Source organism: Pseudomonas sp. Emmai (assembly GCF_055179735.1).
This window is the reverse complement of sequence record NZ_CM143685.1, coordinates 2,660,135-2,683,731: the sequence shown is the minus strand read 5'-3', so window position 1 is coordinate 2,683,731 and position 23,597 is coordinate 2,660,135. Positions and strand designations below refer to the sequence as shown.

General features: G+C 60.6%; 21 protein-coding genes and 5 tRNA genes. 9 read left to right on the top strand and 17 right to left on the bottom strand.

Features of this window, described 5'->3' with window-relative positions:
- Positions 1-37 precede the first annotated feature (37 nt).
- Positions 38-1,729: an Hsp70 family protein gene (locus tag ACY4LX_RS12270; protein ID WP_463260051.1), complete on the top strand. Its 1,692-nt coding sequence runs from the start codon at positions 38-40 to the stop codon at positions 1,727-1,729.
- Here the strand turns inward: ACY4LX_RS12270 and ACY4LX_RS12265 are convergent.
- The 12 genes from ACY4LX_RS12265 to gltX all read right to left on the bottom strand — a co-directional run bounded on the left by ACY4LX_RS12265 (position 1,726) and on the right by gltX (position 11,335).
- On the bottom strand, positions 1,726-4,404 hold the full coding sequence (locus ACY4LX_RS12265; protein ID WP_463260050.1) for a DUF805 domain-containing protein: 2,679 nt from the start codon (positions 4,402-4,404) through the stop codon (positions 1,726-1,728). The genes ACY4LX_RS12270 and ACY4LX_RS12265 overlap by 4 nt on opposite strands.
- Positions 4,401-5,099, bottom strand: coding sequence for a DUF1266 domain-containing protein (locus ACY4LX_RS12260; protein ID WP_463260049.1), 699 nt, complete (start codon positions 5,097-5,099; stop codon positions 4,401-4,403). Before ACY4LX_RS12260 ends, ACY4LX_RS12265 begins: the two co-directional genes overlap by 4 nt.
- Before the next feature lie 188 nt (positions 5,100-5,287).
- On the bottom strand, positions 5,288-5,734 hold the full coding sequence (locus ACY4LX_RS12255; protein ID WP_123403565.1) for an Hsp20 family protein: 447 nt from the start codon (positions 5,732-5,734) through the stop codon (positions 5,288-5,290).
- Positions 5,735-5,856: 122 nt separating this feature from the next.
- Positions 5,857-6,816, bottom strand: a complete 960-nt coding sequence (locus tag ACY4LX_RS12250) for a tRNA dihydrouridine synthase (RefSeq protein WP_149658905.1) — start codon at positions 6,814-6,816, stop codon at positions 5,857-5,859.
- A gap of 204 nt (positions 6,817-7,020) precedes the next feature.
- Complete coding sequence (locus ACY4LX_RS12245; protein ID WP_149658906.1) at positions 7,021-7,458, bottom strand: acyl-CoA thioesterase; 438 nt, start codon at positions 7,456-7,458, stop codon at positions 7,021-7,023.
- Between the two features lie 48 nt (positions 7,459-7,506).
- A complete protein-coding gene (locus ACY4LX_RS12240; RefSeq protein WP_463260048.1) occupies positions 7,507-8,340 on the bottom strand; it encodes an alpha/beta fold hydrolase in 834 nt (277 codons plus the stop codon).
- Between the two features lie 32 nt (positions 8,341-8,372).
- Complete coding sequence (locus ACY4LX_RS12235) at positions 8,373-8,912, bottom strand: TetR/AcrR family transcriptional regulator (RefSeq protein WP_463260047.1); 540 nt, start codon at positions 8,910-8,912, stop codon at positions 8,373-8,375.
- A gap of 182 nt (positions 8,913-9,094) precedes the next feature.
- Positions 9,095-9,170: transfer RNA gene (locus ACY4LX_RS12230), tRNA-Glu, on the bottom strand.
- Positions 9,171-9,249: 79 nt separating this feature from the next.
- Positions 9,250-9,325: transfer RNA gene (locus ACY4LX_RS12225), tRNA-Ala, on the bottom strand.
- 52 nt (positions 9,326-9,377) lie between these two features.
- A tRNA-Glu gene (locus ACY4LX_RS12220) sits at positions 9,378-9,453 on the bottom strand.
- Between the two features lie 79 nt (positions 9,454-9,532).
- A tRNA-Ala gene (locus ACY4LX_RS12215) sits at positions 9,533-9,608 on the bottom strand.
- Between the two features lie 245 nt (positions 9,609-9,853).
- Positions 9,854-11,335, bottom strand: a complete 1,482-nt coding sequence (gene gltX, locus ACY4LX_RS12210; RefSeq protein ID WP_149658909.1) for a glutamate--tRNA ligase — start codon at positions 11,333-11,335, stop codon at positions 9,854-9,856.
- A 218-nt stretch (positions 11,336-11,553) separates the two neighbouring features.
- On the opposite strand from gltX, the gene ACY4LX_RS12205 reads away from it, so the two are divergent.
- Together ACY4LX_RS12205 and ACY4LX_RS12200 are read left to right on the top strand one after the other, a co-directional pair.
- The gene (locus tag ACY4LX_RS12205; protein ID WP_463260046.1) at positions 11,554-12,603 is read left to right on the top strand and encodes an HlyD family secretion protein; all 1,050 of its coding nucleotides are present in this window, start codon (positions 11,554-11,556) and stop codon (positions 12,601-12,603) included.
- Entirely contained in the window at positions 12,593-14,143 is a 1,551-nt protein-coding gene (locus ACY4LX_RS12200) for an MDR family MFS transporter (RefSeq protein WP_463260045.1), read from the top strand. Before ACY4LX_RS12205 ends, ACY4LX_RS12200 begins: the two co-directional genes overlap by 11 nt.
- A 45-nt stretch (positions 14,144-14,188) precedes the next feature.
- On the opposite strand, the gene uvrB is transcribed toward ACY4LX_RS12200, so the two are convergent.
- On the bottom strand, positions 14,189-16,204 hold the full coding sequence (gene uvrB / locus ACY4LX_RS12195; RefSeq protein ID WP_123403549.1) for an excinuclease ABC subunit UvrB: 2,016 nt from the start codon (positions 16,202-16,204) through the stop codon (positions 14,189-14,191).
- A 339-nt stretch (positions 16,205-16,543) separates the two neighbouring features.
- Between uvrB and ACY4LX_RS12190 the strand changes: the two genes are divergently transcribed.
- Positions 16,544-17,740: an amino acid aminotransferase gene (locus ACY4LX_RS12190; protein ID WP_463260044.1), complete on the top strand. Its 1,197-nt coding sequence runs from the start codon at positions 16,544-16,546 to the stop codon at positions 17,738-17,740.
- A gap of 223 nt (positions 17,741-17,963) precedes the next feature.
- Entirely contained in the window at positions 17,964-18,164 is a 201-nt protein-coding gene (locus tag ACY4LX_RS12185) for a hypothetical protein (RefSeq protein ID WP_149658914.1), read from the top strand.
- Here ACY4LX_RS12185 and ACY4LX_RS12180 read toward each other — a convergent pair.
- Complete coding sequence (locus tag ACY4LX_RS12180; RefSeq protein WP_033061947.1) at positions 18,161-18,391, bottom strand: hypothetical protein; 231 nt, start codon at positions 18,389-18,391, stop codon at positions 18,161-18,163. The two genes, ACY4LX_RS12185 and ACY4LX_RS12180, sit on opposite strands and share 4 nt — an antisense overlap.
- Positions 18,392-18,618: 227 nt before the next feature.
- On the opposite strand from ACY4LX_RS12180, the gene ACY4LX_RS12175 reads away from it, so the two are divergent.
- Positions 18,619-18,694 (top strand) — tRNA-Asn (locus ACY4LX_RS12175).
- A gap of 158 nt (positions 18,695-18,852) precedes the next feature.
- On the opposite strand, the gene ACY4LX_RS12170 is transcribed toward ACY4LX_RS12175, so the two are convergent.
- Positions 18,853-20,370: a nucleobase:cation symporter-2 family protein gene (locus ACY4LX_RS12170; RefSeq protein WP_463260043.1), complete on the bottom strand. Its 1,518-nt coding sequence runs from the start codon at positions 20,368-20,370 to the stop codon at positions 18,853-18,855.
- 255 nt (positions 20,371-20,625) lie between these two features.
- Here ACY4LX_RS12170 and ACY4LX_RS12165 point away from each other — a divergent pair, with 255 nt between their 5' ends.
- The 3 genes from ACY4LX_RS12165 (at position 20,626) to ACY4LX_RS12155 (ending at position 21,776) form a co-directional block, all read left to right on the top strand.
- Positions 20,626-20,907, top strand: coding sequence for a BrnT family toxin (locus ACY4LX_RS12165; protein WP_463260042.1), 282 nt, complete (start codon positions 20,626-20,628; stop codon positions 20,905-20,907).
- A gap of 2 nt (positions 20,908-20,909) precedes the next feature.
- Positions 20,910-21,251, top strand: coding sequence for a BrnA antitoxin family protein (locus ACY4LX_RS12160; protein ID WP_463260041.1), 342 nt, complete (start codon positions 20,910-20,912; stop codon positions 21,249-21,251).
- Positions 21,252-21,323: 72 nt separating this feature from the next.
- Positions 21,324-21,776 (top strand): hypothetical protein, encoded by a 453-nt coding sequence (locus ACY4LX_RS12155; RefSeq protein WP_463260040.1) that lies wholly within the window; start codon positions 21,324-21,326, stop codon positions 21,774-21,776.
- Positions 21,777-21,788: 12 nt separating this feature from the next.
- Here the strand turns inward: ACY4LX_RS12155 and ACY4LX_RS12150 are convergent, their stop codons facing one another.
- Together ACY4LX_RS12150 and xth are read right to left on the bottom strand one after the other, a co-directional pair.
- Positions 21,789-22,625: an arylamine N-acetyltransferase family protein gene (locus ACY4LX_RS12150; protein WP_463260039.1), complete on the bottom strand. Its 837-nt coding sequence runs from the start codon at positions 22,623-22,625 to the stop codon at positions 21,789-21,791.
- 111 nt (positions 22,626-22,736) lie between these two features.
- Positions 22,737-23,531 (bottom strand): exodeoxyribonuclease III, encoded by a 795-nt coding sequence (gene xth, locus ACY4LX_RS12145; protein ID WP_463260038.1) that lies wholly within the window; start codon positions 23,529-23,531, stop codon positions 22,737-22,739.
- Positions 23,532-23,597 lie beyond the last annotated feature (66 nt).

The window sequence follows — 23,597 nt, the reverse complement described above, 5'->3', positions numbered from 1 at the left end:
GGGTCGCGTTTTTTGCGCCGCCTCAAAGAGATCAACCATGCAGGATGCAACCCTCCCCCGCCCGGCCTTGCTGGGTATCGACCTTGGGACCACCAACAGCCTGATCGCCGTCTGGCAGGACGGTCGGGCGCAGTTGATTCCCAACGCCCTCGGCGATGTCCTCACCCCGTCCGTGGTCAGCCTCGATGAAGACGACAGCATTCTGGTGGGCAAGGCTGCCCGCGCGCGCCTGACCACCCACCCGGAACGTACGGTGGCGGCGTTCAAGCGTTTCATGGGCAGCGACAAGCAATTTGAACTGGGCGGGCGCCCGTTCAGCCCGGAAGAACTCTCGGCACTGGTGATCGGTTCGCTCAAGCAAGACGCCGAAGCCTGGCTCGGCCACCCGGTGCACGAGGCGGTGATTTCGGTACCGGCGTATTTCAGCGACGAGCAACGCAAGCGCACGCTGTTTGCCGCCGAATTGGCCGGCCTGACAGTGTCGCGGCTGATCAACGAACCGACTGCCGCCGCCATGGCGTACGGGCTGCATGAGCAGAAGTTCGAGCGCACGCTGATTTTCGACCTGGGCGGAGGCACCTTCGACGTCACGGTGCTGGAATACGCCCTGCCGTTGATCGAGGTACATGCCTCCACCGGCGACAACTTCCTCGGTGGCGAAGACTTCACGGCGGCGTTGTTGCAGGCCTGCCTGAAAGACTGGCAACTCACCCCGTCCATGCTCGATGGCCAAGGCCTGGCCAGCCTCGGCGATGCCCTGGAACAACTCAAATGCAAGCTCAACGAAGGCACTCAGCACCTGAGCTGGAACGGCGCTGGCGCATTGCGCGAATGGTCGCTGGATGAAGCCGGGGCGTTGAAAATCTGGGAGCCACTGCTGGCCCGGTTACGCGCGCCCATCGAGCAAGCGCTGCGCGATGCGCGGCTCAAGCCCCGGGACCTCGACAGCCTGGTGATGGTCGGCGGCGCCACGCGGATGCCGGCCGTGCAGCAAATGGTCGCCACGCTGTTCGGGCGCCTGCCCTATCGTCATCTCGACCCGGACACGATTGTCGCGCTGGGCGCCGCCACCCAGGCCGCGTGCAAGGCTCGCGACAGCGCCATCGAAGAACTGATCCTGACCGACGTCTGCCCCTACACCCTGGGCATCTCGACCAATCGCGGTGAAGACGTCAGCGGCGCTTTCTCGCCGATCATCGAGCGCAATACGGTGATCCCGACGTCCAGGGTCAAGCGTTTCTACACGACTCATCCCCAGCAAACCCAGATCCGCATTGAGGTCTATCAGGGCGAGCGGCCGTGGGTGCGGGACAATATTTACATCGATGCCTTCGACGTCGCGCTGACACCCAGTGAGCAGACCCAGGCCCTGGATGTGCGCTTCAGCTACGACATCAACGGCTTGCTCGAAGTCGACGTCACGCTGCTGGCCAGCGGCGAACGCCACAGCCACAGCATCGACCGCAGCCCCACCGGCCTCGACCCGCAGTCGCGGCAAAACAGCCATGAACGGCTCAGCGCCCTGAAAATCCACCCGCGCGACGCCCTGCCCAACCGCACCTTGCTGGCACGCCTGGAGCGGGCCTGGGCGCAAAGCCTGGGGGACGAGCGCGAGCAAATTGCCGATTGGCTGGATACCTTTACCGCCGTGCTCGGTGGCCAGCAATCGGTGCAGATTGCCAGCCATCGTTCACAGCTCAATAAAGCCCTGGATGAACTGCGCCTTTAGTTGTTAAGCCGCCGCAAAGCCATCTGCAAACCGCCGGACAAGGTGTCTGCACCGCCGCTGTCCGGCGGCACGCCGTAGCGGTTGGGCAGTTTGTCGCCGGGAAAGCCGAACAACAGCAACGGCATAAACGGCAGCACCGGCGACAGGCAGCCAAAAATCAGCAGTGTGGGGATCCCGCGCCCCATGTCATGCAGTCGACGCAGGATCGCGCCGAGCAACAACGCGGTGCCCAGCAGCAACACGCCAAAACCAGAGAGCGCCGTGCCGCTCATCAACGCCAGGTACGGGGTGATCAGCACACACCCCAGCACTTGCCAGATAAACGCCTTGCGCCCCAGTCGGGAACCGAGGCGCCAGAACGCCGTGGCCGGCACCGGGCGAGTGTCGCTGTGGGCCAGCAGCACGCGTTCGGTCCAGGACAACAGGGCCGTGAGCGCCAGGCGCAGGCCCACGCTGTTCTCGGTGTTGTCCTTGCCGTACTGCAGGATTGTCAGCACCTTGGTCCGCGGCACGCCCGCCGCGCCATAACGGACCAGGCTTTTCAGCGTATCGAGGAGTGAATAAACCACCAGTTTCTCGACACCGAAATCCTCCAACACTTTCTCAGGCGGCCACACCGGCTCGCCCTTGATCAAGCCATTGCGGAACCCTTCGAACCAGTCATCTTCGCAACTGACGGCAGCGATGGATTGCAACAGCGCGCGGTGCTGCTCGGCGTTCAGGCTCGGATCCTGGTACAGCACGCCCCAGAGCAGCATCAGGCCCAACACCTCTTCGCCGCAGGCATCAGGATCACTTTCGATGCAGGTGTAGAGTTGCGCATTACCCGGCAGCGTCGCGCTGTCGAGGGCCTGTTGCACATTGAACAGCTTCTGCACGAGCAAGCCATGCACCGGATCGCTGGCTTGCAACCAGCCCAGCAAACCGCTGCAACTGCCTTGCTCGCGTTGCAAACGCCGCAGCAGCGGTTGGAGCCGACTCAGGGGATGCGCCGGGTTGACGTCGAGCCGCTCCAGGCAGCTTGAATCGATCAACGCCAGCCAACGTTCCGGCTGATCGAGCAACGCCAGCAGGAACATGGTTTGCGCGTGCCATTGCCACACCGCCTCGCCTTGGCCAATCGGCGGCAATAGCATTTCGCGCTGCTCCAACTGGGCCAGCAGGCTCACACCGCGCAGGTCCACGTCCGCTTGCGCGTCTTGCAGATCAAATGCCTGATCGATCCGCACCAGAGCGGACGTATCGTAAGGCCGCAGCCTGCGCAGCCAGAGGCGGCAAATGTCGTGCGGTTCGTCCTTTTTCAATTCTTCGGCCAATTGCGGCTGAACCGAACGGCTGCCGAGGAAGGCCTTCATCGCCAACGGGATGGGCGCCTGATTCAGCCAGCACAGTTGCTGTTCGGCCTGATACTTGAACCCGCTCAACACCAGGCTTTCGAGGGCATCGAGCGGCTGCGGTTCATCGAGTATCTGTTGCAGCAACCCCACATCGCCACGGTGCAACGCCCAGGCATGCCGGTACAGCTGTTGCAGACGGGAATCCGCAGCATCGCCCAGCAGCAAGGCCAGCAGCGGCAGTTCATCCCCGGTCATCCGCCAATCGACAAAAGCGGCCGTAAAGCCTTGCAGGTCGAGTTGCCCGACCCCAAGCCAGCGCGCCAGCGTCTCGGGACGTTGTGAAGGGCTGCCATAGGTTTGGCTGACATCGGCGAGGTCAACAGGCCAGTCGCGGAAATGCTCCAGACGGTCAAAAGCCTGGATCAGCAGTGCCACAAAGTCCGGCTGACGCTTGGCGCACAGCTCCAGCAAACGGCTTTCGGCCTTGGGGTGGCGATGTTCCTGCCAGAGCCGGATCCAGCCAGGCAACGCCTGATCTTCCAGGCCCGCCAAGCTGTTCTGGCACGCCAATAAATACAGCCAGTCGGCATCGTCCGGGGCTTGTGCCTGCTGTTCGACGCACCATTGCCGCAGACCGGGACCGCCGATACCCGCCTGAGTGAACTGCACCAGCAGGCGCTGGATAAATGCGTCATCGGCCGGCAGCGGCAAACAGGTGTGGTGGCTGGCAAAGTCTACGAACTCACGCAGAGGACGATGCTGGAAGATGTAGTCGAGGCTGCGGGCATACCAGAGGGTTTCCAGCTGCGCAGGCTCGGGCCAATCGTCCATCAGCGTCGTGTCGAACGGGTCCGGGCCCTTGATGCGTTGCAGGAACGCTTCGACTTCTTTCGCCTGGTCGAACTCCAGTTCCATCAACTGCTGTTCCCAGGCCAGCCGTTGTGCCAACAGATTCGCGCAGCGGTAGGACAGCGGACCGGCGTTGACCAATGGGTGGAACAGACCCCAACTGAGGTCATCGAGGGCGTCCAGCGGCAATTGATCCAAAGCTTTGACGAAGGCTTGCCAGGCCTGCGGATTGAAACGCCGCGCCGGGTCTTCGAGCAGCGCGTAGAAATCCACGATGGTTTGCGGCATCTCAGGGGCGCCAGCCTCCTCTTCCGTTTCGTCCTCTTCCTGCCGGGCGAAACGGTTGGCGCTTTCATAGGCTTCACGCAATGCCTGGAAGCCTTCGGGATCACTTTCCGGGTGATGCTGCGGCAGACGCGCGCGGTAGGCTTCCCGAATCAGTGCCTGGTCTTTGGTGGGCTCTATGCCCAGACGAATCCAGCAACTCATGACCAGTCGAACTCCCCTAAGGATGCCGGGCGCTGCGGCGGATCAAGCTCCAGATGCCAAGGCAAGTCGGCCAGGAAAGCGGGCATGTTCCGGCCCAGGCCGCGAGCGATACGCAGACTGCTCGAAAACTCACCTTGTCGGTCCAGTTCGTAAGCCAGGGTATCGTCGCTGCTGCTCAGGCAGCCCCAGAAGGCGCGACCGGTGAGAAATCCGTTGAAATAGGAATACCAGTCGTCGTAGTGATATTGCGCCCTCACGGCCAGGCGCCAATGCAGCCAGAGACTTTCGGCGAGATCGATCCACTGGTTGCGCACGCCACACCGCAACAGAAACCCCATGCGCCCCAGATCCCACGCCTGGATACCCCCCGAGCCGCAGCCCTCGAAGGTACGGCTGGCAAACTCATGCAAGATGCGCTCGCGGGGTTCCAGCGTCTGGAGCAACGCCTGCCACTCGCCGGGCAAACAGCGTTGCCATGAGCGATACGCCGCTTTGAGGCGTGTGGCGTGACCGTCATCGGTCATTCTTTCGAGCATGCCCAACAATTGCGGCCGGTCATCAATGCCCCAGCTGCATTGCAGGTCGATATATTCCGGGCCGGAATAGAACGCGGGCTCGTCGTATCCGGCACGCGGATTGAGGGCGACCATTGGCGCGGAAAGACCGCACAGCCAGCGCTGTTGTAGCTCGTCCATGAAAAAAAGCTCCGGGCCGACCAGGCAGAATGGGAGTCGGCAAACTGGCGCGGATTGTAGAGAAACCGTCGCAAGGCGGCAAAGCCTACAGGGCTGTTTTTTTCCCGGATACAAAAAGGCCCCGACAGGTCGGGGCCTTCATTCAGCGGGTTACAGCCGATTCAGACGAATGTGTGTCTTCGAATGACTCAGTGCTGCAGCGCTGGTTTTTGCGTCCCGTTGATCGGGATGCGTTTGGCTTTCGCCTCTTCCGGAATAACCCGCAACAGGTCGATGCTCAACAAACCGTTGCTCAGGCCGGCAGCCTTGATTTCGATATGGTCCGCCAGACGGAAAGACAGTTTGAAGGCACGCTGTGCGATGCCTTGGTACAGATAGGTGACGTCTTCGGTCGCGTCACGTTTACCGCCACTGATGGTCAGCACACCTTTTTCCACTTGCAGTTCCAGGTCTTCTTCCTGGAACCCGGCGGCCGCTACAACAATGCGGTATTGGTCATCGCCGTGTTTTTCCACGTTGTAAGGTGGATAGGTGCTGCCTGGCTCGTTGCGCAAGGCGGTTTCGAACAGGTCGTTGAAACGATCGAAACCTACCGAGGAACGGAACAGTGGTGCCATGGAAAATGCAGTCGTCATGATTCAAATCTCCTGAAAACATATCAGCAAGTTTTTTTGTCTCCGCGACCCGGATTCGGCATCGCGTAACCCTTAGATAGGGACCGCTGATTGCATTTCAAGAGACTTTTTGCAGATTTTTTTCAGGCAGCTTCGGCGACTTGCAGACCCAATAAACGGGAGACCTGATCCAGCTCAGTTTCACGCCGCAGCACGGTAAACAGCTCGACCGCTTCCGGATAATTGCGAGTCAGCATTGCCAGCCATTGCTTCAGGCGACCCGGCGATTGGCGCGGCGTCATCTGCGCCTTGGCCTGCAGCCAGAAGTCCTGAATCAACGGCAGCAGCTCGGCCCAGGTCATCTCGACCACTTCTTCACCGGCGCGCGCGGCGGCGATTTGCCGGGCCAGGTCCGGGCGCGACACCAGGCCACGACCAAGCATGATGTCTTCGACACCGCTGATCTCGCGGCAGCGGCGCCAGTCTTCGACACTCCAGATGTCGCCGTTGGCGAATACCGGCACCTTGACCACGTCCTGCACCCGCGGAATCCATTCCCAGTGGGCGGGCGGTTTGTAGCCGTCGGTCTTGGTCCGCGCGTGCACCACGATGTGCGCCGCGCCGCCTTCGGCCAGGGCCGTGGCGCAGACCAGCGCGCCGTCCGGGCTGTCGAAACCGAGGCGCATCTTGGCGGTGACCGGGATATGCGCAGGCACCGCGCGACGCACGGTTTCGACGATTTGGTTGAGCAGCTCAGGTTCTTTGAGCAACACCGCGCCGCCACGGGACTTGTTGACGGTCTTGGCCGGGCAGCCGAAGTTCAGGTCGATGACTTCGGAACCCAACTCGCAGGCCAGCGCAGCGTTTTCCGCCAGGCACACCGGATCGGAACCGAGCAACTGCACGCGCAGCGGTACGCCGGACGCGGTGCGGGCACCGGTCAGAAGCTCAGGGCCAAACTTGTGGTAATAGGCCGGCGTGAGCAGTTGATCGTTGATCCGAATGAATTCGGTCACGCACCAATCGATACCGCCGACGCGGGTCAGCACGTCCCGCAGGATGTTGTCGACCAACCCCTCCATGGGCGCCAAAGCAATTTGCATGGAAAACACACTCAACGAAAAACGTGCGGCAGTTTACTGGTTTCGGCGCGCAGAAGGTATTTCGTCAGACGGGGCGGTGGCGATTGTGATGACGCCTTCGCGGGCAAGCCTTGCTCCTACAGGTTTTGCGGCGTATGCAAATTGGGCGTACGACACACATCTGTAGGAGCGAGGCTTGCCCGCGAAGAGGCCCGCCCAGACAACCTACGAAGGGATTGGCAACGCCGGGCCATAACCTTCGATAAATTCCGCCGGCATGCGTTTGGGCTTGCCGGTGGACAGTTCGATGCAGACGAAGGTGGTCTGGGCGCGCAGCAGCGTGGTGTTGTCACTGGGGCGCTTGAGCTGGAAGTGGCGGGTCATTTTCAGGCGCTGGTCCCAATCGACGATCCAGGTCGCCAATTGCAACTCATCGCCTTCATAGGCAGCGGCGAGGTAATCGATCTCGTGGCGCACCACGGCCATCGCCCGATCCAGCCGACGGTACTCGACCAGGTCCAGGCCGAGCCGTTGCGAGTGGCGCCAGGCGCAGCGTTCGAGCCAGGTCACGTACACCGCGTTGTTCGCGTGGCCCAGCCCGTCGATGTCCTCGGCGCCGACTTCCAGATCAATGATAAATGGCGTTGCCCGATCCCAGCCCATGCCCCACTCCCGGTCAGATAAATTCGACCGGCGCAGTGTAACGGATGCTCAGGCCGATTGCCGTGCTTGAAGGCTGCGCCCTGACAGCAGTGATAGCACCCCATCAATCACCCGAGGGTCTGCGAGCACACGCTGATGGCCGCCCTCTTCCAGGCGCAGCAGACGGCTGTCGAACCAGGCTTCGTGGATCAGCTGGGACTCTTTGGCTTGCACATAGCAATCGTTTTCGGCGTGGACGATCAGCCCCGGCATATCGAGTTGATAGTGCGCAACATCCAGGGTGGCCGCGCGCATGCCGACGTCTTTCTCGACCTGACGGATGAACGCCGAACGGGCTTTGGGCGGCAGTCGCACATAACGGGCGAACCCACGCAGCACGCCGAGAATCCGCGCCGGCGCAGCAATCGTGACCAGGGTTTCAGTGCGCAATCCCAACTGTACGGCGAGCATGGCACTGGCGCCGCCCATGGAGTGGCCAATGACCGCTTGCAGTGGCGGCAATTCGGCTGCCGCTTCGAGCATGGCCCGGGCGAACAGCACCACATTGGCCTCGCGACCCGGTGAGCGACCGTGGGCCGGGCCATCCAGCGCCACGACGGTGTAACCGGCGTCCACCAGCGCGGTGATCAGGCTGGCGAACTGGGTCGGCCGACCTTCCCAACCGTGCATCAGCAAGACCGTCGGGCCCTGCCCCCAGCGCAACGCCGAGAGGCCGAAGCGCAAGGTGATGCGCTCGGATTTTGCCAGCAGCGGCAACTCCCAGTCACGGGGTGCGAACGTGCGCGGCGTCATGAATGCCAGGCGCATTTTGCTCGCGACCATGTGCGGTGCGACCCAACCCAAGGTGCCATTAACGCCACGAACCCACTTTAACGTGCTCATCGCTCCACTCCTCAGGCCATTTTGCCTTCAGGTCATAGCACCGCTGATTTGGCGGCGCGCAGCAATCGATCGGACAACTCGCCTGGCCCCAACGCCCGGGCCAGGGCCAAACCACCGACCATCAAGGCCATGTCGGCCAAGGCTTTGTCGGTGTCTTCCGGGCTGGCCGCCAACTGCGCGACCATCAGTTCCACATGCTCATTCAACGCCACACGGAATTCTTCCGGCAGACGCCCCAGCTCACCGATCGAAGCCGGGATCGGGCACGCCGAGCCTGAGGAATCACGGTGTTTGCGCGACAGGTAAAACGCCGCCACCAAGGCGCGGCGCTCTTCACCGGTCAACTCGGCATCCATGTCGGCAATCAGCTCACGGCGGTGGCCGAGCAGCTGCTTGAACGCTTCCAGCATCATCGCGTCCTTGCTTTCGAAGTGTGCGTAGAAGCCGCCGACCGTCAGACCGGCCGCGCCCATCACTTCGCCCACACTCGGCTCGGCCGGGCCACGCTGGATCAGCGCTGCACTGGCAGCCTTGAGGATGCGTTCGCGGGTTTGAGCTTTTTTATCGTTCATCGTTGCCTCCGAATATTACGACTAGAATATTATTCGCATAATAAATTTGCGCAAGTCATGGCTGTGACCGCTGGTCTGAAGAACAGTTTTGAAGAAAAAGGAGAATTGGCCAAACGCCAGACAAACAAAAGGGCCATTCAATAATTGAATGACCCTTATAAATCCCGCAGAGCGGGTAATCGTGGCGTCCCCTAGGGGACTCGAACCCCTGTTACCGCCGTGAAAGGGCGGTGTCCTAGGCCACTAGACGAAGGGGACACAAACCCTTCTATACACTGGCCAGCGCTGAGCGCTGATCGATTCAAGGCCGGTGTGGCCAGACCTTGAACTGTAAAATTGGTGGAGCTAAACGGGATCGAACCGTTGACCTCTTGCATGCCATGCAAGCGCTCTCCCAGCTGAGCTATAGCCCCGATTTATCGCCTGGCGGCGGAGCAGCATCTTGCGACACTGCTTCTGTAAAACTGGCGTCCCCTAGGGGACTCGAACCCCTGTTACCGCCGTGAAAGGGCGGTGTCCTAGGCCACTAGACGAAGGGGACGCAAACCCTTCTATACAACTGATCAACGCTGAGTGTTGATCGCTTCAAGGCCGGTGTGGCCAGACCTTGAAGTGTAAATTGGTGGAGCTAGACGGGATCGAACCGTCGACCTCTTGCATGCCATGCAAGCGCTCTCCCAGCTGAGCTATAGCCCCTCATCGCTGAGGACGGGGCGAATCTTAATGGCGCATCGGAAGGCTGTCAAACTTATTTTTAAAATATTTCAAAGTTTTTTGCCGACATAACAATCACTTACCGCCCTCCCCCCGAAAAACCGGGGGCTTGGGAAAGAACGCAGGCCCGTAGGAGCTGGCGAAGCCTGCGATCTTTTGGGGAACGCCGAAGTGCGAGATCAAAAGATCGCAGCCTTCGGCAGCTCCTACACGGCATCAAACGCTGTTCAGGCGATATTGCCCAACAGTTTTTCCCACTCCTTGTTTTCCTTCTTCGACACGCCACCGAGCAGGTCGAGGGCCTGGCGCAGACGGAAACGGGTCAGGTCCGGGCCGAGGATTTCCATCGCATCGAGCACCGACACCGAACTGGCCTGGCCAGTGATCGCGGCAAACATCAGCGGCATGGCATCACGCAGCTTCAACTCCAGGGATTCGACCACCGCTTGAATCGTTGCGGTGATGCTGTCCTTCTCCCACTGACGCAGGCTTTCCAGCTTCCACAGGATCAACTGCATCAACTGACGAACCTGATCGCCCGAGAGCTTCTTGGATTCGAACAGTTTCGCGTCCGGGTTCACGCCACCGGCGAAGAAGAACCCGGCCAGCGGCGCAACCTGGCTGAAGGTTTCAACCCGGCCCTGCACGTGCGGGGCGATTTTCATCATGTATTCAGGGTTCAGCGCCCAGGTCTGCAAGCGCGAAGCGAACTCTTCCACCGGCAAGTCACGCAGCCACTGGCCGTTGAGCCACGACAGTTTCTCGATATCGAAAATCGGCCCACCGAGGGAGACGCGGCTCAGGTCGAAGTTGTCGACCATTTCCTGCAACGAGAACTTCTCGCGCTCGTCCGGCATCGACCAGCCCATGCGGCCCAGGTAGTTGAGCATCGCTTCCGGCATAAAGCCCATGCGCTCGTAGAACGTCACCGAGGTCGGGTTCTTGCGCTTGGACAGCTTGCTCTTGTCCGGGTTACGCAGCAGCGGCATGTAGCACAGCTGCGGTTGTTCCCAGCCGAAGTACTCGTACAGCAGGATCAGTTTCGGCGCCGATGGCAGCCATTCTTCACCGCGCAGGACGTGGGTGATGCCCATCAAATGGTCGTCGACCACGTTGGCCAGGAAGTACGTCGGCAGGCCGTCGGTCTTCATCAACACTTGCATGTCCATGCGATCCCACGGGATCTCGACATCGCCACGCAGCATGTCCGGCACCACGCACACGCCTTCGCTCGGCACTTTCATGCGGATCACGTGGGGTTCGCCAGCGGCCAGGCGACGGGCCACTTCTTCCTTGGACAGCAACAGCGCACGGCCGTCGTAGCGTGGGGTTTCGCCGCGAGCCATTTGCTCGGCGCGCATCTGGTCCAGCTCTTCGGCGGTGCAGAAGCACGGGAAGGCATGGCCCATTTCAACCAGTTGCTGGCAGTACTTCTGATAGATGTCGCCGCGCTCGCTCTGACGGTAAGGACCGTGCGGGCCGCCGACGTCCGGGCCTTCGCTCCAGTCGATGCCCAACCAGCGCAGGGCGTCGAAAATCTGCTGTTCGGACTCGCGGGTCGAACGCAATTGATCGGTGTCTTCGATCCGCAGGATGAACTCACCGCCGTGCTGCTTGGCAAAGCAGTAGTTGAACAATGCGATGTAAGCGGTACCTACGTGGGGGTCCCCGGTAGGCGATGGCGCGATGCGCGTGCGGACGGTGGTCATGGCAAGTCTCGAATGAAGATAAAACAAAGGGCGAATGGTAACAGGCGACACCCGCCCGGCTCCAGTCAGCAGGGCATTTAAGCCAAGGTTGCGTCTACAACGCCCGTATTCCGTGGTGAATGGCCGAATATCAGCGGATGGCATTTACCGTTTATCGGCTGTATGCCAGATTCGCCTGCTGATAACTTTCCTTACAATTCTCGACTACAGTCTGCCCCATGCCTGCCCAACTCAAGCGTCGCCTGTTCATTTTCCTGCTGATCGTCCTGCTGATTGCCGGGGGCTTCTTTGCCCACTGGTTTTTCAAGGGACGTTTTTATGAAAGCACCGACAACGCGTATGTCCAGGGCGAGATCACTCGCGTCTCCAGCCAATTGGGCGCGCGCATCGACGAAGTCCTGGTGCAGGACAACCAGCACGTCGAAAAAGGCCAGTTGCTGGTCAAGCTCGAAGGCGATGACTTCCACCTCGCCGTCGACCGCGCCAACGCCGCCCTCGCCACCCGCGAAGCCGAGCGCCTGCAAGCCCAGAGCAAACTGACCCAGCAAGCCAGCCTGATCGCCGCCAGCGATGCGCAAGTGGTGGCCAGCCAGGCCAGCCTCGGCCGCTCGCAAATTGACCTGTCCCGGGCTGAAGCCCTGCGCAAACCCGGTTACGTCTCGGAGGAACGGGTGACCACCCTCTCTGCCGACAACCACATCGCCCGCTCGCAAGTGACCAAGGCCCAGGCCGATGCGCAAAGTCAGCGCCAGCAAGTCAATGCCCTGAGCGCCGAGATCAAGCGCCTCGACGCGATGATCGCCAACGCCAAGACCGATCTGGCCCAGGCGCAACTGAACCTGACCCGCAGCGAAATCCACGCGCCCATCAGCGGCTTGATCGGCCAGCGCGCCGCGCGCAACGGCCAGTACGTGCAGGCCGGCGCCTACCTGCTGTCGATCGTCCCGGACCAGGACATCTGGATTCAGGCCAATTTCAAGGAAACCCAGATCGGCCACATGCAGCCCGGGCAGAAAGCCGAACTGACGTTTGACGCCTACAGCGACACGCCGATTGAGGCGCGGGTCGACAGCCTGTTCGCCGCCTCCGGGGCGCAGTTCAGCCTGCTGCCGCCGGACAATGCCACGGGCAACTTCACCAAAGTCGTACAACGGATTCCGGTCAAACTGACCTTCGCCGCGGACAATCCGCTGCACGGCAAGATCCGCCCGGGGATGTCGGTCACCGTCAAAGTGAACATCAAAGACACCCCTGACGATGGCCGGTGATCAACTGCTCCGCCCGGCCGGCGAGCCGACCCGGCGGGACTGGATTGCGGTGATGAGTGTGATGCTCGGCGCCTTCATGGCAGTGCTGGACATCCAGATCACCAACTCTTCGCTCAAGGACATTCAGGGCGCACTGTCGGCGACCCTGGAAGAAGGCTCGTGGATTTCCACCTCGTACCTGGTGGCGGAAATCATCATGATCCCGCTGACCGCGTGGCTGGTGCAGTTGCTGTCGGCGCGACGCCTGGCGGTGTGGGTGTCGCTGGGTTTTCTCGGTGCCTCGCTGCTGTGCTCGATGGCCTGGAGCCTGGAGAGCATGATCATCTTCCGCGCCCTGCAGGGCTTCACCGGCGGCGCGCTGATCCCGCTGGCGTTCACCCTCACGCTGATCAAACTCCCGGAACACCACCGCGCCAAAGGCATGGCCATGTTCGCCATGACCGCAACGTTTGCGCCCTCGATCGGCCCGACCATCGGCGGCTGGCTCACGGAGAACTGGGGCTGGGAGTACATTTTCTACATCAACATTCCGCCCGGCCTGATCATGATCGCCGGCCTGATGTATGGCCTGGAGAAGAAAGAAGCCCATTGGGAGCTGCTTAAAAGCACCGACTACACCGGCATCCTCACCCTCGGTGTCGGCCTCGGTTGCTTGCAGGTGTTTCTTGAAGAAGGCCATCGCAAGGACTGGCTGGAATCGAACCTGATCGTAAGCCTGGGCAGCATCGCGCTGTTGAGCCTGATCACCTTTGTGATCGTGCAATTCTCCAAGCCCAACCCGCTGATCAACCTGCGCATCCTCGGCAACCGCAACTTTGGGCTGTCGAGTATTTCCAGCCTGGGCATGGGCGTCGGGTTGTACGGCTCGATCTATCTGTTGCCGCTGTACCTTGCACAAATCCAGAACTACAACGCCCTGCAGATCGGCGAAGTGATCATGTGGATGGGCGTGCCACAGCTGTTCCTGATTCCGCTGGTGCCGAAGCTGATGAAGTTCATCCCGCCGAAATGGCTGTGCACCATTGGTTTCGGGCTGTTTGGCCTGGCGAGTTTTTCCTCGGGAGTGCTGAACCCGGACTTCGCCGGACCGCAATTCAATCAGATCCAGATTATCCGCGCCCTGGGCCAACCGCTGATCATGGTGACCATCTCGCTGATCGCCACCGCGTACATCCTGCCCCAGGACGCGGGGTCAGCATCGAGCCTGTTCAACATCCTGCGCAACCTCGGCGGCGCGATTGGCATCGCCCTCCTCGCCACGTTACTGGATGCGCGGACCAAGACTTACTTTGATTACTTGCGTGAGTCGATTGTGCCGAGCAATCCGCAGGTGGCCGAGCGCATGGCGTCGATGACGGATAGGTTTGGCAGCGATACGGCGGCGCTGGGCAAGATGAGTGAAATCGTGCATCAGCAGGCCTCGATCATGGCCTACAACGATGCGTTTCACTTTGTCGGGATTGCGCTGGGGATCAGCATGTTGGCGGTGTTGTTGACCAAGGCGTTGCCGGCGGGGTTGAAGGCTGGGGAGGCGCACTAGCTGCCACAGATCGTTCCCATGCTCAGCGTGGGAACGATCCTGAACTCAAACGGTGATCAACCGATCCCGCAATTTGCCAATCTCATCGCGCATCTGCGCCGCGGCTTCAAACTCCAGGTCGCGAGCCAACGCATACATCTTCTCTTCCAGCGCTTTGATGCGTTTGGCGATTTCACCCGGCGAGCGCAATTCGGCTTCGTACTTGGCGCTTTCCTCGGCGGCCTTGGCCATGCCTTTGCGCTTCTTGCTGCGCGAGCCCGGCACGGTGGCACCTTCCATGATGTCGGCGACATCCTTGAACACACCTTTGGGCGTGATGCCATTGGCCAGGTTGAAAGCGATTTGCTTGTCGCGACGACGCTCGGTCTCGCCGATCGCCCGCTCCATGGAACCGGTGATGCGGTCGGCGTACAAAATCGCCCGACCATTGAGGTTGCGCGCCGCGCGGCCAATGGTCTGGATCAGCGAGCGCTCCGAACGCAGGAAGCCTTCCTTGTCCGCATCGAGAATCGCCACCAGCGACACTTCCGGCATGTCCAGGCCTTCACGCAGCAGGTTGATCCCCACCAGCACATCGAAGGTGCCGAGGCGCAGGTCGCGGATGATTTCGACTCGTTCCACGGTGTCGATGTCCGAGTGCAGATAACGCACGCGCACGCCGTGGTCGGCCAGGTAATCGGTCAAGTCTTCGGACATGCGCTTGGTCAGCGTGGTCACCAGCACCCGCTCTTCCAGCGCCACGCGCTTGCCGATTTCCGAGAGCAGATCGTCGACCTGGGTCAGCGCCGGACGGATTTCGATTTGCGGGTCCACCAGACCGGTCGGGCGCACCAGTTGCTCGACCACGCGACCGGCGTGTTCGGCCTCGTAGTTACCCGGCGTGGCCGAGACAAAAATCGTTTGCGGGCTGATGTTTTCGAACTCGTCGAAACGCATCGGCCGGTTATCCAGCGCCGACGGCAGGCGGAAACCGTATTCCACCAGGGTTTCTTTACGCGAGCGGTCGCCCTTATACATCGCGCCGACCTGCGGCACGCTGACGTGGGATTCGTCGATCACCAGCAAGGCGTCGGCCGGCAGGTAGTCGAACAAGGTCGGTGGCGCCTGGCCGGATTCACGACCCGACAGGTAGCGCGAGTAGTTTTCGATGCCGTTGCAGTAACCCAGCTCGAGGATCATCTCCAGGTCAAACCGGGTGCGCTGCTCCAGACGCTGGGCTTCCACCAGTTTGTTGTTGGTGCGCAGGTAGTCCAGGCGCTCCTGAAGCTCGACCTTGATCCCTTCGATGGCGCCGAGCAGGGTTTCCCGTGGCGTCACGTAGTGGCTTTTAGGATAGAAGGTGAAGCGCGGCAATTGCCGGGTGACTTCGCCGGTCAACGGGTCGAAGGCGGAAATCTTCTCCACTTCATCGTCGAACAGCTCAATGCGGATCGCTTCGAAATCGGATTCCGCCGGGTGGATATCGATCACATCGCCGCGCACCCGGAAGGTCGCCCGGGCGAAATCCATGTCGTTGCGGGTGTACTGCAGATCGGCGAGTCGGCGCAGCAATGCACGTTGATCGAGCTTGTCGCCGCGATCCACGTGCAAGACCATTTTCAGGTAGGTTTCCGGGCTGCCCAGACCGTAGATGCAGGACACCGTGGTGACGATGATGGCGTCCTTGCGCTCCAACAGCGCTTTGGTCGCCGAGAGTCGCATCTGTTCGATGTGGTCGTTGATCGACGCATCCTTCTCGATGAAGGTGTCCGACGACGGCACATAGGCTTCGGGCTGGTAGTAATCGTAGTAGGAAACGAAGTATTCGACGGCGTTGTTGGGGAAGAACGCCTTGAACTCGCCGTACAACTGCGCGGCCAGGGTCTTGTTCGGCGCCAGCACCAGGGTCGGGCGCTGCACCTGGGCGATTACGTTGGCGATGCTGAAGGTCTTGCCCGAGCCGGTCACACCGAGCAACGTCTGGTGCGCCAGCCCGGCTTCGATGCCCTCGACCATCAGGCGGATGGCTTCCGGCTGATCGCCGGCGGGCTCGAAGCGGGTGACTAGCTGGAATTCAGACATGAAAAAACCTCTGGGTTCGCGCCTGTACGGTTAAACCGCGCAGCAACGAGAAAGACCGCAAACGACGTACGTCGCCCGAGGAAAAAACTGGATTGTGCTCAATGTGGAGCCGATTGCCCGCGCTTTCAAGGCAAACGTCCTACATCCCTCGAAGTCTTTGACGATGCCAATCGACTAACGGTCGAAAAATAATCGGAAAAACTTACGGTAAAAGCCGAATCGTCTGTCGCCAGCCATCGCAGATGGCCTCTATACTAGCTCCCCGTTTGTGCACCGCTCTAGTGCATTCGGCTGGAGCGCGACACGTCCCTCCACACTCCATTCAGAGCCGCCGCAAAAATGAGCCTGTTCTCCGCTGTCGAAATGGCACCACGCGATCCAATCCTGGGCCTCAACGAAGCATTCAACGCCGATACCCGTACCAACAAGGTCAACCTGGGGGTCGGTGTTTACTGCAACGAGGAGGGGCGAATTCCACTCCTGCGCGCCGTTGTCGAAGCCGAGACGATTCGCGTCGCTCAACACGCTTCCCGTGGCTACTTGCCCATCGACGGTATTGCCGCCTACGACCAGGCCGTGCAAAAACTGCTGTTCGGCAATGACTCGCCGCTGATCGCTTCCGGCCGTGTGCTCACCACTCAAGCCGTTGGCGGTACTGGCGCACTGAAAATCGGTGCCGACTTCCTCAAGCAACTGCTGCCGAACGCTGTCGTGGCGATCAGCGACCCGAGCTGGGAAAACCACCGCGCATTGTTCGAAACCGCCGGTTTCCCGGTGCAGAACTATCGCTACTACGACGCCGCGACCCACGACGTTAACCGCGCCGGCCTGCTCGAAGACCTGAACGCCCTGCCGAACGGCTCGATCGTTGTGCTGCACGCCTGCTGCCACAACCCGACCGGCGTCGACCTGAGCCCGGCGGACTGGAACAACGTGCTGGACGTGGTGAAAGCCAAGGGTCACGTGCCGTTCCTCGACATGGCCTACCAGGGCTTTGGCGACGGTATCGACGAAGACGCAGCGGCTGTGCGTCTGTTCGCGGAGTCGGGCCTGACCTTCTTCGTCTCCAGCTCGTTCTCCAAATCGTTCTCGCTGTACGGCGAGCGCGTGGGCGCCCTGTCGATCGTCAGCGAATCGAAAGAAGAAAGCGCGCGCGTGCTGTCGCAAGTCAAACGCGTGATCCGCACCAACTACTCCAACCCGCCGACCCACGGTGCAAGCATCGTCGCCGCCGTGCTGAACAGTCCGGTTCTGCGCGCCCAGTGGGAAGAGGAATTGGCCGAAATGCGCCTGCGGATTCGCGGCATGCGCGTGCAGATGGTCGAAGCATTGGCCAAGCAAGCGCCACAACGCGACTTCAGCTTTGTCGGCCGCCAGCGCGGCATGTTCTCCTACTCCGGCCTGACGGTTGAGCAAGTCACCCGTCTGCGCAGCGAGTTCGGTATCTACGCCCTGGACACCGGCCGCATCTGCGTGGCTGCGCTGAACCAGAGCAACATCGATGCGGTGACCAAGGCCATCGTCGCGGTGATCTGAGTCTCGCGCGGTACGAAAAACGGGAAGCCGATGGGCTTCCCGTTTTTTATTTGTCGCAGATAAGTGTCAAAGCGCTATCTGCGCCCTCTAAACTGCACACAATTATGCACTTGTAGGAGCGAGGCTTGCCCGCGAAGGCGTCATCACTGGCGCTAAAAGCTTCGCGGGCAAGCCTCGCTCCTACAGGGTTTAGGCACACCCTGGAATTCTGACGAGAACCCACATGAAAAACGATGATCTACGCGCTGACCGGGACGAGCTGGACCATTTCGTGCCCCGCACCCCGGCCAAACGCGGCAACAACCTGGTGCTGCAAGTGGCGGCCGGTGTGTTTCTCGGCGGCCTGGCCCTGTGGCTGGTGCAACTGGGCGCTACAGTGCTGTATGCCAAGCTGATGCTCGGCACCTTTACCTTCGGCGGTTAAGCCAGTTCGGTCGCGCGCTGGCTGGCGGCGTCGTCATAGGCGACGTAAAGCGACTCGGCGACCTGGCTCTTGATCGCCTTGGCGCTTTCCAGCCCCAGGACGAAACCTTCAGCCTTGCCACCGGCACGGTTCAATTCGTCAGCGGTGCTGGCCTGAGTGATCGCGTCGAACAGTTTCTCGGCGTGAGGGCCGACACCCTTGGGCAAGCTGATCTGGGCGATGCTCATGCGAACACCCCGTTGTTTGGCGATGTGAGTACTGGATGATTCATGGCGCTTACCTTTTCGGCGAATGGCCGGTAGCGCGTGTCACCACTTCCGGGCGGCTATGGTAGACCTCTGCTACGGTTCTGGTAACCGCCAATGAGCGTTAAAACACCGTTGGCGCCATAGAATCCGTCAAGTTAGCAATGGATGCTTGACTTCTCTTTTTGAATCAGTAACATACACGCCATTCCGCGATAGCTCAGTTGGTAGAGCAAGTGACTGTTAATCACTGGGTCCCTGGTTCGAGTCCAGGTCGTGGAGCCAGACAGAAGTACCGAAAAGCCCCTGAATCGAAAGGTTCAGGGGCTTTTTTGTGGGTGGCCATAAAGTCAAAAGATCGCAGCCTTCGGCAGCGCCCACAGGCGCGAGCTGCCGAAGGCTGCGATCTTTTGATCTACAGCCCTTTTAGCGAACGACTAACGTCAAACATGTTCCCCACTTTTCGCATGTGCCGCTCGCAGCTCTGCATGCCCATGCTCCGCCTCGACCACCGGGATCTCCTTGCCGTCGCAGTCATGCAGTTTGCCTTCGCTGAAGTAATCGCCTTCGCGCAATGCCGCCAGGTCCTGGTAGCGCAGGACGCGTTCGGTGCCGGCCGCGAACACCGACTGTTGATCCGAGTTGCCGGTGGTGAAGTGGTTGAAGGTCAGGTTCAGGACGATGGCCATGATCGCCGAGGAGCTGATGCCGGAGTGGAAGATCGTCGCGAACCAGCTCGGGAAGTGGTCGTAGAAGTTCGGTGCGGCGATGGGGATCATGCCGAAGCCGATGGAGGTGGCGACGATGATCAGGTTGACGTTGTTGCGGTAGTCGACCTTGGACAGCGTACGAATGCCGCTGGCCGCCACGGTGCCGAACAGCACGATGCCGGCGCCGCCAAGGACTGACGTCGGCACCGCCGCAATCACCCGGCCCATGAACGGCAGCAGGCCGAGGATCACCAGGAAGATGCCGCCGGTGGCGACCACAAAGCGGCTCTTGATCCCCGTCACGGCCACCAGCCCGACGTTCTGGGCAAAGGCGCTTTGGGTGAAGGAACCGAAGATCGGCGCGATCATGCTCGACAGCATGTCAGCCCGCAGGCCATTGCCCAGGCGTTTGGAATCGACCTTGGTGCCAATGATTTCGCCCACCGCCAGGATGTCCGCCGAGGTCTCCACCAGGGTCACCATGATCACGATGCACATGGACAGGATCGCAGCGAAGTGGAAGGTCGGCATGCCGAAGTGGAACGGGGTCGGGAAGCCAAACATCGGGCCTTGGGTCACGGAGGAGAAGTCCGCCATGCCGAGGAACACCGCAATCACTGTGCCGATGACCATGGCCAGCAGGATCGACAGGCGGGAAATGGTCGCGCTGCCAATCTTGCTCAGCAGTAGCACCAGCACCAGGGTCACGGCCGCCAGACCGATATTGGCCATGCTGCCGAAGTCCGGGGCATGGCTGTTGCCGCCCATGGCCCAGCGCGCAGCCACTGGCATCAGCGTCAGGCCGATGGTGGTGATGACGATGCCGGTGACCAGCGGCGGGAAGAATTTGGTGATTCGCGAAAACACCGGGGTGATCAGCAAACCGATCAACGACGCGGCAATCACCGCCCCCAGGATCGACTGGAAGCCACCCTCCCCGCCGCTGCTGACAATCGCCACCATGGTCGCGACGCCGGAAAACGACACGCCCTGCACCAGCGGCAACTGACAACCGAAAAACGGTAACCCGAGGGTCTGCAGCAATGTCGCCAAGCCCCCCGCAAACAATGAAGCAGCAATCAACAAACCGATGTCCGCCGGCGAGAGCCCGGCCGCCTGGCCGATGATCAAGGGCACCGCGACGATGCCGCCGTACATGGTCAGAACGTGTTGCAGGCCGTAAGCCATATTCGCGCCGATCCCGAGATTTTCGTCTTCAGGCCGTTGGTGTGAAACATGGGGCGTTTTCATGGTTGGGGGGTTCCCTGGTTTTTGTTATGCGCACACTGTATGCAAGACTCAGGACAAATGTCTATAGAGTTGTATACAACTGGTCGGTCAGATTATGGACATCTGTTCATCCAGACCGTCGCACTGCGCATCCCATCCCTCTAAAACCTTGCAATACATCCATCCCGGCCCTCCTCCTTTCTCCCGCTAATCTTTTTCGTTCATGGCGACCGCCGGCACGGAGGCCCTCTTTTTTATACATATAAAGTATGCATAATGAAGCCATTCGAAATTCAGTACGACAAAGCAAAAAATGCAGCCAACAAACTCAAGCACCGAGGCATCAGCCTTGCAGAAACCGAGCCAGTGTTCGACGACGAACGCGCCTTGACCCTACAAGACCGCGATCACGACGAGCAGCGCTGGATTATCGTGGGGCAGGACGCCAAGGGTCGTGTTCTGGTGGTGGCCTACACCTGGCGCGATCCGAATCTTGTTCGAATCATTTCGGCGCGTGTCGCGACCAAAAACGAGCGTCGCCAATACAAGGAGGCATGACCATGAAAGACGAGTACGACTTCAGTAAGGCCAAGCGCGGGGCGGTTGCCTCCAGCAAAGGCAAGACCCGCATTACCATCATGCTGGACGACGCCGTGATCGAGGCGGCTCGCGCGCTCGCGGAAAACGAAGGGTTTGGTTATCAGACGGTGATCAACAACACGTTGCGTCAGGCGTTGCTCAGCGACATTGGGCAAGTCGCGAAGTCCGATCAACACGGTAGCGCCACGACAGGCCACCTCAAAACAGGCGTGACCGCCACCGACCTGAAAAGCCTCGAGAAGAAACTCGCAGACGCGCTCAGCGAAATCCGTCGGGTGATGGAACCGGATGTCCGCCCCTAGGCAACAACGCTGTCGTTCTTCGGAGCAACGGAACCACGGCGCTAGCGTCGAACCCCATGCAGAACCATAGCCATGAATGTGATTGAGCGATTCGCCCTGGTGCAGCATCACGGCCCCTATGAAGACTGGCCAAAGAAAACCCTCGTCATCATCGATGGCAGTGTCTCGTCGTTGGCGATCTCGGGCTTCAATCTATTGCGCCAATACGAAACGGCAGCCGGTTATCTGCTGGTAACCGACTTCGACTGTCCCTTCGAAGAGGCTGTTTGTTTTGTACTGATCAGCAAAGACCTTAAAACAGTGCTGAGCGAACGCACCGTCGGCCAGATGTACAACTCGTTTTTACTCAACGAGGTCTTCTGGCTGGATGATGCGCATTTCTACGCGACCTTCCACGACTACCCCGATTACCGGTTTTATTTCACCATTCGCCCCTACGGCGTGCCCTGGATCTATCCTCGACTGGGGCTCGCGTGCAGGCGCTTTAATGCCAAGCGCGGGCAATGGCGGCGCGATATTCGTTAGGACGAGCGTCGATCAGCCCTGTTCGGCGGGCTCAATCAAGCGCTCAAGCACCTGCCTCAACCGCGCATTCACCGGCACCCGAAGCCCGAATTCGCTTTCCAGCAGCCCCAGCAATTCATCGACATCCGTCACCTGGCGCCGTTCGCTCTCGCTGCCGATCCGATGGATTGCAAAACTGCCGTTGTTCAGCGTCCGCCGCCAGCCTTCCCCGGTCCGCGCCACCATCAATTGCTTGGCGAACGACGAGTCCGGATAGGTCGAGACATACCAGTTGCCGACGGCGTAATCGATGTCCTCCTGACGCTGCAGATCGAAGATGTACATCGCCCGCCACTCATCCGCGACCTTCGCGCGAAGGGTGTAGCCATCTTCATGGTGTTCAATGCGATAAGCCTCGTGAGGCGTGGGCTGTTCGGCGCAGGAATCGAGCATCAGCGGTGCGGTGGGCACCATGCCGCCGAAGCCGACATCACTGATGTAGCGCACGCCGTCCAGGGTCACCAGGCTCAAGCGGTGAGTGCGAGCGGTCCAGGCGCCTTCCGGCTGACCCATCACCACCCGACCGCTGATGCCGCGAGCCTCAAAACCCAGCGCCTGAAGCAGGGCCAGGAAGCTGTTGTTCAGTTCATAACAGTAGCCACCGCGCCCTTGATGGAGGATTTTCTGCTCCACGGACGGCAAGTCGATCAGGACCGGTTCGCCCGATAACGTGGTGAGGTTTTCGAATGGGAACGCGCCGGTATGCCGCAGCTGAAGTTGCCGCAGGGTGTCCAGGGTGGGCGCCGGGGCAGCGCTGTAACCCAGGCGTTGCAGATACAGATCCAGATTCGTCAGGCGGGGCTCGCTCATTGCTCAATCCTTATGCACGGGGCCGCAGGTCACTGCGCCGATGGGCGCCATTTATAAGGGATAACCCGGTTTGACCGACAATAGATTTCGCCAATCGCCACCCGCGCAGAATCACCGCCGCTTGCGCGTCCCCAGCCGAATCCACGTTGGCGCATGGTCGCTGGCATGGGGCTCGTTGCGCACCCAGGCATCGACGCCGGCCTCTTGCAGATAGGGACTCAGCGCCGGATTCAGCAGCAGATGATCGATACGCAACCCGGAGTTTTTCTGCCAGTGCTGTCGGAAATAATCCCAGAACGTGTACAGGCGATCTTCCGGGTAAAGGTGTCGCAGGGAATCGGTCCAGCCCTGGTCCAGCAGCCGCTGATAACACTCGCGACTCTCGGGTTGCAGCAGCGCATCCTTGAGCCAGGAGCGCGGGTTGTAGATGTCCAGGTCGGTGGGCACCACGTTGTAGTCGCCGGCCAGCACCACCGGGTGGTCACTGGCTTGAAGGGCTTGTGCATAGTTGATCAGCCGCTCGAACCAGGCCAGTTTGTAATCGAACTTCGGCCCCGGTTGCGGGTTGCCGTTGGGCAAGTACAGACACCCCACCAGAACCCCGTGAACCGCCGCTTCCAGGTAGCGGCTCTGGGTGTCGGCGTCGTCACCGGGCAAGCCGCGACGACTCTCCAATGGCTGCGCATCCCGGGCCAGGATCGCGACGCCGTTCCACGAGGACTGACCCTGCCAGATCGCGCCATAGCCGACCGCCTCCAGCTCCGCGGCCGGGAACGCGCTGTCGAGGGACTTGAGCTCTTGCAGGCAGACGATGTCCGGTTGCTCTCGTGCCAGCCAGGCCAGCAGATTCGGCAAACGGGCCCGCAGGCCGTTGACATTGAACGTCGCGATTCGCAAAGGCTTCATCGGCCACGGCTCCTGGTGAAGAGGTGTCTAGGGTGTGACAGCAGTCGGTTCTGGTGGTTGCGCCGG